Source organism: Rhizobium sp. C104 (assembly GCF_022354505.1).
GTDB classification, from domain to species: Bacteria; Pseudomonadota; Alphaproteobacteria; order Rhizobiales; family Rhizobiaceae; genus Rhizobium; species Rhizobium redzepovicii.
On record NZ_CP092352.1, the window covers coordinates 123,165 to 135,243 of the forward strand.

The 12,079-nt window shown below is 60.4% G+C and carries 11 protein-coding genes and 1 pseudogene; 4 read left to right on the forward strand and 8 right to left on the reverse strand.

What is annotated here, in order from left to right:
- Window positions 1-26: 26 nt before the first annotated feature.
- Window positions 27-290: a hypothetical protein gene (locus tag MF410_RS28735; RefSeq protein WP_097628112.1), complete on the reverse strand. Its 264-nt coding sequence runs from the start codon at window positions 288-290 to the stop codon at window positions 27-29.
- 270 nt (window positions 291-560) lie between these two features.
- On the opposite strand from MF410_RS28735, the gene MF410_RS28740 reads away from it, so the two are divergent.
- From MF410_RS28740 to MF410_RS28750, 3 genes and pseudogenes are all read left to right on the forward strand, one after another.
- On the forward strand, window positions 561-1,067 hold the full coding sequence (locus tag MF410_RS28740) for an HIT family protein (RefSeq protein WP_239620986.1): 507 nt from the start codon (window positions 561-563) through the stop codon (window positions 1,065-1,067).
- A gap of 142 nt (window positions 1,068-1,209) precedes the next feature.
- The gene (locus MF410_RS28745) at window positions 1,210-1,485 is read left to right on the forward strand and encodes a type II toxin-antitoxin system Phd/YefM family antitoxin (RefSeq protein ID WP_097628110.1); all 276 of its coding nucleotides are present in this window, start codon (window positions 1,210-1,212) and stop codon (window positions 1,483-1,485) included.
- Window positions 1,472-1,902: pseudogene (locus MF410_RS28750) on the forward strand (plasmid maintenance toxin (PemK-like)). The gene MF410_RS28745 and the pseudogene MF410_RS28750 overlap by 14 nt, the downstream one beginning before the upstream one ends.
- A gap of 42 nt (window positions 1,903-1,944) precedes the next feature.
- On the opposite strand, the gene MF410_RS28755 reads toward MF410_RS28750, so the two are convergent.
- The 7 genes from MF410_RS28755 to MF410_RS28785 form a co-directional block, all read right to left on the reverse strand.
- Window positions 1,945-3,795 carry a DUF2264 domain-containing protein gene (locus tag MF410_RS28755; protein ID WP_097628148.1) on the reverse strand — a complete coding sequence of 617 codons (1,851 nt, stop codon included), beginning with the start codon at window positions 3,793-3,795 and terminating at the stop codon, window positions 1,945-1,947.
- A 76-nt stretch (window positions 3,796-3,871) separates the two neighbouring features.
- A complete protein-coding gene (locus tag MF410_RS28760; RefSeq protein WP_047620768.1) occupies window positions 3,872-5,146 on the reverse strand; it encodes a sugar ABC transporter substrate-binding protein in 1,275 nt (424 codons plus the stop codon).
- A 40-nt stretch (window positions 5,147-5,186) separates the two neighbouring features.
- Window positions 5,187-5,912, reverse strand: a complete 726-nt coding sequence (locus MF410_RS28765; RefSeq protein ID WP_097628109.1) for a YesL family protein — start codon at window positions 5,910-5,912, stop codon at window positions 5,187-5,189.
- Window positions 5,913-5,932: 20 nt separating this feature from the next.
- Window positions 5,933-7,042 carry a sn-glycerol-3-phosphate ABC transporter ATP-binding protein UgpC gene (ugpC, locus tag MF410_RS28770; protein ID WP_018245936.1) on the reverse strand — a complete coding sequence of 370 codons (1,110 nt, stop codon included), beginning with the start codon at window positions 7,040-7,042 and terminating at the stop codon, window positions 5,933-5,935.
- A gap of 15 nt (window positions 7,043-7,057) precedes the next feature.
- Window positions 7,058-8,230 carry a glycoside hydrolase family 88 protein gene (locus MF410_RS28775; protein ID WP_018245935.1) on the reverse strand — a complete coding sequence of 391 codons (1,173 nt, stop codon included), beginning with the start codon at window positions 8,228-8,230 and terminating at the stop codon, window positions 7,058-7,060.
- A 4-nt stretch (window positions 8,231-8,234) separates the two neighbouring features.
- Window positions 8,235-9,071 (reverse strand): carbohydrate ABC transporter permease, encoded by an 837-nt coding sequence (locus MF410_RS28780; protein ID WP_097628108.1) that lies wholly within the window; start codon window positions 9,069-9,071, stop codon window positions 8,235-8,237.
- A complete protein-coding gene (locus tag MF410_RS28785) occupies window positions 9,068-10,048 on the reverse strand; it encodes a sugar ABC transporter permease (RefSeq protein WP_210295846.1) in 981 nt (326 codons plus the stop codon). The genes MF410_RS28780 and MF410_RS28785 overlap by 4 nt, the downstream gene beginning before the upstream one ends.
- A gap of 223 nt (window positions 10,049-10,271) precedes the next feature.
- Here MF410_RS28785 and MF410_RS28790 point away from each other — a divergent pair, with 223 nt between their 5' ends.
- Window positions 10,272-12,065 carry a heparinase II/III family protein gene (locus MF410_RS28790; protein ID WP_097628107.1) on the forward strand — a complete coding sequence of 598 codons (1,794 nt, stop codon included), beginning with the start codon at window positions 10,272-10,274 and terminating at the stop codon, window positions 12,063-12,065.
- The last annotated feature ends 14 nt before the right edge of the window (window positions 12,066-12,079 follow it).

A 12,079-nucleotide genomic window follows, 5' to 3' on the forward strand; every position in this document is an offset into this window, starting at 1 on the left:
ATTGCCAAGTCCCGTTGAGATGTGTGTTACGATTGAACCAGGATCATCATGGTCTCCGGTAGGACGCCGTCACTCGCCATCGCATCGGCCGCGGTCTTAGTCTGCATGAAGGCCATCAACTTTTGTATGTCTGCGACCTCCATCACCAAACCAACGCGGTTGGGCGTTTGAGGGTCTGTAAAGGTGCGAATATTCGTGACGCCGACGGGTTCCAGCACCTGCTTGCGAACAGGCGAGGCGAGCCAGTGTTTCGTGTCTTTGACGTTGTGGCAGACCATTACGGTAGGCATCGCATCCTCCTCCCATGACTCCGAAATGAAGTCGGAGTATACCACTGGGGCAGGCTGGATTTCACTTAAATAATATTGCATTTAAGGAGAGCTAAACTATGAATTAAGGGGGTCAGTATGATTATTATAAGTAATCCGAAAATATTAATGGCGCGCGAGATAAATACATAGAACTCGCCAAATCTGAAGGATCGTGACGGATTTTGGGATACCATGGCAATATCGGTCGACGTATCATCGACAATCGAAGCGCGCACGAGAGGGTCAGCAATGATCGAACGCGTACCATTTGATCTCAAGGCCTATGTGCGCGGCAGTGAAACAAGGCCATGCTTTATCTGCGGCTTGGTCAACAACGACCCCGCTTGCTTTCATCATCGCATTTTCGAGGACGATGAGACCATCATCTTCCTGAGCAAATATCCGACCCTTCCTGGTTATTGCCTTGTCAGTCCGAGGGAGCACCGGGAGGATCTGGCGCGAGACATATCGACAGACGAATATCTTCGATTGCAGGAGAAGGTTCACATCTTGTCGCGCGCCCTCAAAAGGGTGTTCGACGCCGAGCGAATTTATGTGCTTTCACTCGGCAGTCAGCAAGCCAATAGCCATTTACATTTTCACGTCGTTCCCCTGCCTTCGGGCGTGCCGCTTGAAAAGCAGCAATACCATGCGTTGATGGGTGAGCATGGCGTTCTGCAGATACCGGACGATCAAATGGCAGAATTGGCGCGGCAGATCGCTGAAACTTACGATACTGAACGGGTCGCATCATAGCTAAACGGCGTACTTGGAGTCGACGTGGCCGCCCTAATTTGGTGACGCTACCGGTCGCCGCACTGTGTGAAAAGCAGTCGGCATCCGATCTCAACTCAAAAAATCCGGAAATCCCGTATATTACGGAAAATAGGTGATCCGAATGACATCCACAGTCACGGCCGCTGCCGTGTCCAAGAATTTTGGTGCCTATCAGGATGCGGCTGTACGTGAGCCGGTGATTATTACAAAGAACGGTCGGCCGCGGACGGTATTGATAGCCTATGAAGACTATCTCCGTTTCACGAAACGCGATCGTCGTGTCGACCTGACGACGACCCTCGGCGATGAAGAGCTTGCGGCGATCGAAGCGTCGCAGATGGGGCCGGGGCTTGAGCATTTGGATTCCGAACTAATGAATAAGCATGCTTCCGACTGAGCCGAAGGTTGGTTGGTTTTTCCGCTATTCTTATCTCTGGCATTGGCAGCATCTCGAAGGTCGAGAGGAGGGCGACAAGGATCGTTCGGCCCTGGTGCTTGCGATCGTCACCGCGCTGGACGATGAAGTGCCGATCGTGCGAGTGCTGCCGGTGACCCATTCGCCACCGTTCGATCCGGCTGATGCGGTTGAAATCCCGGCCGCCACGAAACGGCGTCTTGGGCTGGATGACGAGCGATCGTGCATCGTACTGACGGAAAGCAATCGCTTTGTTTGGCCGGGGCCGGACGCTCGGCCGCTCGACAATGAGAGCGGTTATTGGGCCCGCTGCCGCCGGCGCTGTTCGACGAAGTCAAGCGCCGTTTTGTCGAGCTGGCGCGCGGACAGCGTCATCGCGCCACTCCCCGCAGCGAATGATTGTGCCGCTGCAATAGGCCCCGAAGGGCGCCCGATCCCGAGCTAAGACTGAAGATCAAAGGCCGGCACGCGCACGCCGTTCTCACCGAAGTGCCGCTCCAGCTCGTCAAGATCCGGACGGGCCGGCGGATTGCCGAGCGCCTCTGCCCAGTTCTCGCGGCTGGGCAGGGCCATCGCCGCGGTGACGAGCACGGTGGTTCCCGGGCCGAGTTCGCCGCGCAACTGCGGCAGCAGGGTCTTGGCATGGACGAGGTTGGTGTTCGGGATCGGGCTCATCGTATGCCCGGCCCTCGGACCGGATGACAGATCCACGATGGCGCTGACATCCGTCTGCCCGTACCAGACGGCCCGGCCTTCCGCCTGTTCGGATCGATCGGCATTGAAATCGGCGCGTTCGATCGCAAAACCACCTTCTATGGTACTGAGCCCATGCGGCGTGGTTATGCGGTGGATGCGGATGTGCCAGGGGTTTGCGGGAATGAGCCAGGTCTCGATGGCGACATCGTTCCAGGGGCGCCAGCGCGAATAGAGCAGGTCGCCCGATATCAACGCCTCTTCGAGGGATTCCCGCATGCGGAAATGGACGCCGTCGTCGGAGAGGCCGAGCGTGCCGTCGAAGCTCGCGGCGGCAAAATTGCGGTCGTCGGCTTCGATATTGAAGGCGTAGCGGGTGGAGTAGACGAATTTCGAATATTTCTCGTTTGCGCCGCGCATCTTGTCGTGCTGCTGGCCGGAGGAGAGCACGACGACATTTCCCGGCGTATGCATGGCGACCATGCCCGCCGGCTTCAAAGCCACCGGCTCTGAGAATTCCGGCTGCGGCGCTTCTTCGGCCGCCCAGAAAGGGTGATCCTGAGGAAGGGCGAGCGGCAGGAAGAATTTCAGCGCCCAATAGGGCGAGCCGGGAGAGTTATAGCTCTCGCTCATCAGCAGGTTCGGGTAGCCGTAGCCAATGGAGAGAACGCCATCCCGGTCGGCGATCGGCAGCGCCGACCACCAGCGGATATGGCGCATGTAGTAGCCCTTGATCTCGGCCCAGGGCAGCGCCTCGAGGCCGGCAAAGGCAAGCGCGCCCCAGAAGCCGCCGGCGGCGAAACGGTAGGTCTGGCTGCGGCCGAAAGCAAGGGCGGCGCCATCAGGGCCGAACCAGTGGCGGATATCCCGGGCGAAGATTTCGGCGCGATGGCGGAAGCGCTGCTTGCGCGCCTCGTCGCCGCGCGCCAGCACCGCATAGATCAGGCCATAGAAATGCATGGCGAAGGGAATGTAATGATCGACCCGCCGGACCGGTCCGTCGCGATACCAGCCTTCCCCGAGGTCGAAAGCTTCCAGTTCTTCGAGATAGGCGAGGGTTTTCCGGTGATCGAACGCCACGCTTACGCGTTCCAGCCCGAGATCGATGAGCACACGAAAGAATTTCCAGTTGTTGTCGATGAATTCCAGCTCGCGCGCTCTGAGAAGATAGGCAGCGACCGTCTTCTTATCGCTGTCGTCAAGCGGTTCCCAGATATGCTCGGGGACAAGCGCCAGGGCGAAGCCGACGGCGGCGAGCTCGACCAGCCGCTGATTGCGGTCGGTAAGATCGCCCCAATATTCGGGATGAGCAGGATTGGTGCCGTTTGCGAGCCCGCGCCGATAGAGCTCCCAATGCGGGAACGCACCGCCGCCGGCAGCGAGCGGAACAATTCCCCAGAGCGGCCGCGCAAATCCTTCCAGATCCGCCGCTGCCCGGTCGAAGATCGCGCCGGCTGCACCGAGGCGCACACGAGCGCCGCCTTCGGAAAAATACGGCAGCAGCGGTTCGAACAGATCGATGACGGCCTTGGAGAGGTCGTCGCGTGTCTTCAGGGGATTGCCGAAAAGCGGATTGGCCCGGGCGGGATCATATATCATTGTCAGCTCGAAATTCATGGAAAACCCGATCGGCCGCGGGCGGATGGTAACCCGCGGCCGTCGATATCTCGTGGGCCTACTTGATGGCCTTCACGCCTTCGGTCATTTCCTTCAACCCGTCGTCGACGGAGGTGTTGTCGGTCATGATCGCGTCATGCACACGGTTGAGCACCACCTCGATCTTGGCGGCGTTCGGGTTGACCGCCATCTCAAGGTAGGTTTTCAACGGCTTCAGCGCCTCCTTGCTGGCGGCATCCTCAGGAAAGCCGGGCGTTGCCGCGATCTTGGCGCTGACGTCATCCGTCTTGAGCGCGGGGAAGGTGCCCGTCGACGCGATGACATCAGCGCCCTCAGGACCGGTGACGAACTTGATGAAATCGAGAGCTGCATCCTTGTGGTCGGAATTGGCGTTGACCGCCAGCCCGGAGATCTGCGCGGCCGTTGTCCCGGCCGCGACGCCATCGGGATGCGGGAACTTGACGATGCCCCAGTTCTTGCTCTTCGATTCACCCGATTTCACCTTGGTGATCTGGGTGCCGACGAACCAGGTTCCCATCGGCAGCATGCCGATCGTGCCGTTGAAGAAGAGCGCCGAATAATGCGTGTTTGACGTCTTCAGGAAGGCGTAGGAGGGAATCGCCCCATCCTTCTGCAGGGTGAGCGCCCTATCGTACCAGGGCTTGAGGAAGTCGTAGTCGCCGTCGACCAGCGTGTGTTTTCCGTCGAGGACGCCGGGCAGCTGAACGGTCGACCGCCAGGTATGCAGGAGCGCGCCGTAGGTCTTGTTGGTGCCCATGCCGCCGGTAAGCTTCTCGGCAGTCGCGTCGAATTGCGCCCAGGTCATGTCATTGGTAGGGTAGGGGACGCCTGCTTTGTCGAATATGTCTTTATTGTAATAGACGATCCAGAAGTCGGAGCGGAACGGCAGCGAATAGACCTTGCCGTCGATGGTCAGTTCCTCGATCAGGCCGCCATAGGGAGCCGGGTCGATCTTCTGATCCTTCACGAAGCTGCTGAGATCGGCGATGTTGCCGGCGCGCACCAGGTTGGTGTAGCCCGGCACATCTTTGATGGTGACGATGTCGATATCCTTGGAGCCGCCGGTCAGCTGCGTCGAGATCATCTGCTGATAGTCCTGCGAGCCGAGGTCCATCGGCTCGAACTTCACGTTGGGGTGTTTGGCCTGATAGGCCTCGATCAGCGGCTTGTAATAGGCGGTTTTGTCCCAGTCCCACAAAGCCCATTTGAGCGTCACAGCGTCCTCAGCAAGCGCTGCGCCGGCAGTCGTTGCGGCCAAGGTGAAACCTGCCAAGGCAAGTCTCATCGTCCTCCCGAATTTATCCAAATACATTCCCGTTCTCCTTCCCTGGATCATCTCTGGATCAGTTGTTTTATGAAGCGTCTCGTGCATGCGGTTCGCGGTGCGGCTGCGTTGCGTTTGGCAGGTCTAGAACCGTCACCGCCGCCCGATGGACGCCGAATGCGACGGCGAACATTCCGAGTGAAAAATTGAAGGTTGCCGGCATGAACACCGAAACCGGATAGAAGAGGATATGCGCCAGCCACAGGCTGGCGGCGAAGGCGAGCGCGGCTAGCGCCGGGAGCGGGCGGATGACCGAGGCGAGCGCGGCGAGGCGCAGCAGCCTAGAAGCCGGCAGATCGCGCATCACCATGAGAACGATGAGATGGCAGGCGAGGACCGCGATGAAAGCGGTGGCGACGAGGGCGATCGTCAGTGGTGCGCTCAGCAACAGATTGTCGCGTGCGCCGGCGGCATAGGTGACAATCGCATGGATACCGATTGCAAGCGCGCCGCTCAACGCCAGGCCCCAGGCGGTGGCGCGCCAGAAGTAGCGCAGAAAGGCTTCCGTGAAGTCCCGCAGCAGATAGGTGTTGCGATCTTCCACCAAGGCGACCGAGACCCGGGCCATGGCGGCGAGGGCTGCCGGCAGCGTCACGAGGAAGAGGCCGGCCAGGATGAAGAGGATGTTCAGCTTGACCATCTCCCACCATTCGCGGACGAGGATCTCGGCGAACAGAGCAAGGCCGGTCCTCTTCGGCGCATCCTTCGCAATGCCCGGTCCCTCCCTCGTCCACATGTCCCGCAACCACTGCATAGCCGTCTCCCGCAGGCGCCTCAGTATAGAATCGAGCGTTCCGTTTCCTTGTCGAACAGCTGCGCATTGGTCATATCGGCGACCAGCGTCGCCTCCTCGCCGATATCAGGCCGGTAGCGCGGCGAGACGCGGGCGATGAGATTGCGCCCGCCTGCCACCATGTTCAGATGCACTTCCGAGCCCATGGGCTCGGCCAGTTCGACGACCGCCTTGAGGGGCGCCAGGTTCTCCGGTGCGATGTCGGCCGGCGGCAGCTCGTGGAAATTCTCCGGACGGATGCCAAGCACCAGTTCGCGGCCCTCGTAGGGGGCGATCCTGCCCTTGTCGAAATGGGCGGGCAGCGGCAGTTCCCGGCCGTCGAAGACGGCGATATAGCCGTCGTCCCGGCGCAAAATGGTCGAGGGCAGCATGTTCATCTGCGGCGCGCCGATGAAGCCGGCGACGAACATGTTGACGGGACGGTCGTAGAGGTTCTGCGGCGTATCCACCTGCTGGATGTGCCCGTCCTTCATGACGACGATCCGGTCCGCCATGGTCATGGCCTCCACCTGGTCGTGGGTGACGTAGATGAAGGTGGCGTTGAGGCGCTTGTGCAGCTTGGTGATTTCCGAACGCATCGTGCCGCGCAGTTTGGCATCGAGATTGGAAAGCGGCTCGTCGAGAAGGAAGACCGCCGGATTGCGCACCATCGCACGGCCGAGCGCGACGCGCTGGCGCTGCCCGCCCGAAAGCGCCTTCGGCTTGCGGTTCAGGAGATGAGAGATGTCGAGGATCCTGGCGGCGTCCTGCACCTGGGCATCGATGAAGTCGCGCGACACCTTCCTCAGCTGCAGACCGAAAGCCATGTTCTTGTAGACGGTCATATGCGGGTACAGCGCATAGTTCTGGAAAACCATGGCGATATCCCGATCCTTGGAGGGAACGTCGTTCATGACGTCGCCGCCGATCTTGAGCTCTCCTCCCGATATCTCCTCGAGGCCGGCGATCATCCGCAGCGTCGTCGATTTACCGCAGCCGGAGGGGCCGACCAGGATGATGAATTCCTTGTCAGCGATTTCGAGGTCGATGTCGTGGACGACGGTGAGCGCGCCGTAGGATTTGTTCAGCTCTTTAAGCGAAATGCTGGCCATCGGGTCCTCCTGAATTCACCAATAGGAAGACCAGCTGCGCGAAAGGCGCGTCAAAGCTTCCATGTAATAATAATCTCCCCAGGAGACGCATTCATCGACACCCTCGCCGCGGCAGGTGTTGAACGGCGATTTCTTCGAATAGGTGGCGTGCAGCACCAGGCCGTTGGAGACGGCTGGGTCCTTGACCGCGTAGTGATCGGCAAGGCTCTTCATCATGCGGCGCGCCAGGGTGCGATAGCGTGCGGCCGGTTCCGGCTCGACGAGATCGGCCATTTCCAGAAGGCCGCAGGCGGTGATCGACGCCGACGAGCTGTCGCGCGGCTCGCCGTCGCCGTCCGAAAAGACGAGATCCCAATAGGGCACCATGTCGGCCGGCAGCCGGTTGAGATAGAAGGCGAGCAGCCGGTCGAAGGTTTGGCGGTATTCCTCGATCCGCTCATAGCGATAGGAGAGCGCCATTCCCGAGATGGCCCAGGCCTGTCCGCGCGCCCAGGCGCTGTCGTCCCTGTAACCTTGCTTGGTGGCGCCGCGCACCGGCGCTCCCGTGACCGGGTCCATGTAGAAGGTGTGATAGGTGGAATCGTCCGGCCGAACCGAATTGGCGAGCGTGGTGCGGGCGTGAATGAGAGCGATCTCGCGATATTTCGGATCGCCGGTCTCGCGGCTCGCCCAGTAGAGAAGCGGCAGGTTCAGCAAGCAGTCGATGATGTAGCGGTATTCTTCCGCCACCCCCTTGCGGCCCCAGGCCTGGATGAACTGGCCGACGGGTTGGAAACGCTCGATCAACTGGTCGGCTGCCAGGATGGCGGCCCTGCGGCCATCCTCATCTCCGACAAGCTTCCAGGCGGCGATGCAGGAGGGCGAATAGAGAAAGCCCATGTCGTGATGATCCGTCTCGATGCGGTTCACGATCCGATGCAGGAACGATTGGACCTGGATCTGCGCGGCATCGCGGAAAACCGCCTCGCCGCTGTGCTCGAAAGCGAGCCACAGCTCTCCGGGCCAGAAACCCGCGGTCCATTGGTCGTTCGCCACCGCGGGATAGAAATTTCCGACGCTTGAATGGTTCTGCGAGGCATGGGTGAAGGCGGGAAGGTTGCGCCTGATCTGCCCGACGGCAAGATCGAGCGCGGCTTTGACCTCCTGGTCGGTGATCGGCTGCGGGGCGACGGACGAGACGGCGTTCATGGATTTAACCCTTCAGTCCGGTCGAGGCGATACCCTCGACGAAGAAGCGCTGGAGAGAGAGGAAGACGACGAGAACCGGAATGAGGGCGACGACAGAGGCCGCCATGATGAGCCCGTATTCGGCCGAATATTGCGAGATGAACATGCGAAGGCCGATCTGGACGGTCTTCAGCTCGGTCTTGGTCAGGTAGATCATCGGCCCGAGAAAATCGTTCCAGGTGGTGACGAAGGTGAAGATCGTCAGTGTCGAGAGCGCGGGCTTCGACAGCGGCAGCATGATGCGCGCCCAGATCTGGTACTCGTTCATGCCGTCGATGCGGGCCGCCTCGCAGAGCTCGGTCGGGATCGACATGTAGAACTGCCGCATCAGGAAGACGCCGAAGGCGGTGAAAGCCTGCAGGCAGATCAGTGCCAGATGGGTGTTGTTGAGGCCGAATTCGCGCATCAGCAGGAATTGCGGCACCATATAGACCTGCCAGGGCATGGCGATGGTGGCGATGTAGCCGAGGAACAGGGTGTTCTTGTAGGGGAAATTCAGCTTGGCGAAGGCGTAGGCGGCAAAGCTGGAGGTCAAAAGTTGCAGCAGCGTGACGATGATCGTCAGCTTCGAGGTGTTGTAGATGAAGAGCGCAAGCGGGATCTTCGTCCAGATATCGACGTAGTTATGCCATTGCGGCTCGGACGGTATCCACTCGATCGGGAAGGCGAAGACGTCGCGGCTGAGCTTCAGGGATGCCGAGAGCATCCAGGCGAAGGGCATCAGCATGACAACCGTCACCGTGATGACGATCGCATAGAGGAGGACCGATTTGAGGGTCACCTTGCGTCCTGCGATCCTCATTCACCATCCTCCCTCTGGCGCCGGAACTGGAAGACGGTGACGGCGAGCACGAGGAAGAACAGAACGAGCGCAACCATGCTGGAATAGCCGAGATCCCAGGAAATGAAGGCCTCGTTGTAGATGTGGTAGACGAGGACGAGCGTCGAGGTGCCGGGTCCGCCCTGGGTGATCATGTAGATCTGGTCGAACACCTTGAAGGACTGGATCGTCAGCATGACGGTGACGAAGAAGGTCGTTGGCCCGAGCTGCGGCACCGTGACATGGATGAACTTCTGCCAGGAATTGGCGCCATCGAGATCGGCGGCCTCATAGAGCTCCGAATTGATGCCCTGCAGGCCGGCCAGATAGATGACCATGTAATAGCCCATGTTCTTCCAGATGCCGAAGAGGATCACCGTCACCATCGCCCAGTGGCGGTCGGCCGACCATCCTGGCATGTTCTTGGGGTCAAGGCCGAGCGTGTAAAGGATCATGTTCACCGGCCCCATCTCGGGGTTGAAGATCATGTTCCAGACGACGGCGACGGCGACCAGCGAGGCGACATAGGGGAAGAACATTGCCGTGCGGAAGAAATTCCGTCCCACGATCTTCTGGTTGAGAAGAACGGCGAGACCGAGCGCGCAAAGGAGCGTCGCCGGCACCGAGGCAGCCGTGTAGATGATCGTGTTCCAGAACGCCGCGATGAAGGCCTTGTCCTCGAAGAGCCGCCAGAAGTTGTCGAGGCCTGCGAAGGTGATCGCGTTCGAGCCGTCCCAATGCATGAAGGCAAGCGCGAAGGCGAAGAGGATCGGGCCGAGCGTGAAGACGGCGAAGCCGAGGAAGTTCGGCGCGATGAACGAATAGGCGACGAGCGCATTGCGGACCTTGCGCTGGCGCTTGGACAGGACGGTGACCTTCCGGCGGGCCACGGCCGGGGCGCCATCCCTAGAGATGACCGAATTCGATATGGACACCGATGCTTCCTCCTGGACGGGCATTCTGCGGCTGGCGGCTTCCAGGATTCTCCAACTTCAATCCAGAGCCGTTTGGGCGCGCGGGCGCCGCCTGTTCTTCCTCCTGCCAAGGACATAGCACATCTCCGGTATTGGTCAAACAAGTTCTGAATAGATCATACAAATTTTATGGCGAGCGCCAAAAACATATGATAGGTGAGCATCAGGCCGATGCCGCCATCGAGGCTTTTCCAATGCGGGGAGGGACATGTTCAGCGAGATTTCAGAGAAGCTGCCGGACGTCCTCGGCGATTTCACGCCGGGATCTACCTACTCCGACCGTGAGAGATGGAACGCGGTGCCGCAGACTGCGCGGGATGTGGTCGTGCGCGATGCCGAAGCCACATTTGCGCGCGCCTGGCCTCTCATCACTGCCTCCGATTACCGGGAGTACACGCAGACCGGCAACCGCTCGCACTTCGAGGCGCTTTATTTCACCCGTCGGCGGATGCTCAATGATCTTGTGCTAGCCGAACTCTTGGAAGCGGGGGGGCGGTTCCTGCCGAAGATCGTCGACGGCATCTTCCTGATTGCCGAGGAGAGCGGCTGGCAGCTTCCGGCGCATAATGCCTATGGGCGCGGCGGCCCGCGTTTGCCGCTTCCCGACACTTCGCAGCCGGTTGTCGATCTCTTCGCGGCCGAAACGGCAGCCCTTCTGGCGACGATCGTCGCCCTGCTCGGCGATGCGCTCGACGGCATCAGCGCGGAGATTGCGGCGCGTGTGGAACGCGAGATCGAGACCCGCATCCTGACACCCTATCTCGGCCGGCATTTCTGGTGGATGGGCAGCGGCGAGGAGCGGATGAACAATTGGACGGCCTGGATTACCCAGAATGTTCTTTTAACCACCTTCTCGCTCAAGACCGACAAGCCTACACGCCGCGCCGTGGTCGAAAAAGCGCTCGGCAGTCTCGATGCATTCCTTAAGGATTATGCCGAGGACGGGGCCTGCGAAGAGGGCGTCGTCTATTATCGCCATGCCGCACTCTGCCTGAACGGCGCGCTGACCGTGCTCGATAGCGTGGCGCCCGGCCTGTTCGACGGGATCTGGCAGCAGCCGAAGATCCGCAATATGGCCGAATACATCGCCAACATGCATGTTGCCGGCCGCCATTATTTCAACTTCGCGGATTCCTCCGCGGTGGTCGAGCCTTGCAGCCTACGGGAATACCTGTTCGGCAAGTCTGTTGGTTCGGAGATGCTGGCGACGTTCGCCGCAGCCGACCGGGCGGCAGCCGAGACCCCGCACCTGCCCGGCGAATGGAACCTCTGGTACCGCGTTCAGGAGCTGCTGGTCGGTCATACGATCCCCGCCGCCGAACCGCAGCCGGCATCCGGCCGGGATATCTTTTATCCCGGCATCGGCCTGTTCATCGCCCGCGACGGGCAATTTTCGCTCGCGGTCAAGGCCGGCAACAACGGCGAAGGCCACAATCACAACGATGTCGGCAGCCTCACGCTCTACAAGAACGGCCGACCCTTCCTGATCGACGTCGGCGTCGAGACCTACACGGCAAAAACCTTTTCGCCGCGGCGTTACGAAATATGGACGATGCAATCGGCCTATCACAATCTGCCGACCTTCGAAGGCGTCATGCAGTCCGCCGGCGAAGCCTTCGGCGCCGGCGATGTCGATTTCGATTTCGGCGACAGCGAGGCGCGCATCTCTCTCGATATATCAGGCGCCTATCCCCCGGAAGCGAATGTGCGCAGCTATCGGCGCACGGTCTCCCTGAAACGGGGTCGCCATGTCGAGATCGTCGATACCTATGACGGCGGCAAGCCGGCCGTCCTGTCGCTGATGACATGTGTGGCGCCGACCGTTGCCCCCGGCCGGATCAATCTCGCCGATCTCGGCAGCATTTCCGTCGATGGCGCCGGGTCGATCGAGATCGACGAGATCGACGTTGATGACATCAGGCTGAAAGCGGCCTGGCCCGAGAAGCTCTACCGGCTGCGCCTGCCGTTTGCCGGCAAGCTTCTGAGATTGCGGATCGTCTAGCCTGAGGAGGGCGA

Coding starts and splice junctions, on each gene's coding strand:
- MF410_RS28735 (WP_097628112.1), bottom strand. CDS start 290: ATGCCTACCGTAATGGTCTGCCACAACGTCAAAGACACGAAACACTGG.
- MF410_RS28740 (WP_239620986.1), top strand. CDS start 561: ATGATCGAACGCGTACCATTTGATCTCAAGGCCTATGTGCGCGGCAGT.
- MF410_RS28745 (WP_097628110.1), top strand. CDS start 1,210: ATGACATCCACAGTCACGGCCGCTGCCGTGTCCAAGAATTTTGGTGCC.
- MF410_RS28755 (WP_097628148.1), bottom strand. CDS start 3,795: ATGATATATGATCCCGCCCGGGCCAATCCGCTTTTCGGCAATCCCCTG.
- MF410_RS28760 (WP_047620768.1), bottom strand. CDS start 5,146: ATGTATTTGGATAAATTCGGGAGGACGATGAGACTTGCCTTGGCAGGT.
- MF410_RS28765 (WP_097628109.1), bottom strand. CDS start 5,912: ATGCAGTGGTTGCGGGACATGTGGACGAGGGAGGGACCGGGCATTGCG.
- ugpC (WP_018245936.1), bottom strand. CDS start 7,042: ATGGCCAGCATTTCGCTTAAAGAGCTGAACAAATCCTACGGCGCGCTC.
- MF410_RS28775 (WP_018245935.1), bottom strand. CDS start 8,230: ATGAACGCCGTCTCGTCCGTCGCCCCGCAGCCGATCACCGACCAGGAG.
- MF410_RS28780 (WP_097628108.1), bottom strand. CDS start 9,071: ATGAGGATCGCAGGACGCAAGGTGACCCTCAAATCGGTCCTCCTCTAT.
- MF410_RS28785 (WP_210295846.1), bottom strand. CDS start 10,048: ATGCCCGTCCAGGAGGAAGCATCGGTGTCCATATCGAATTCGGTCATC.
- MF410_RS28790 (WP_097628107.1), top strand. CDS start 10,272: ATGTTCAGCGAGATTTCAGAGAAGCTGCCGGACGTCCTCGGCGATTTC.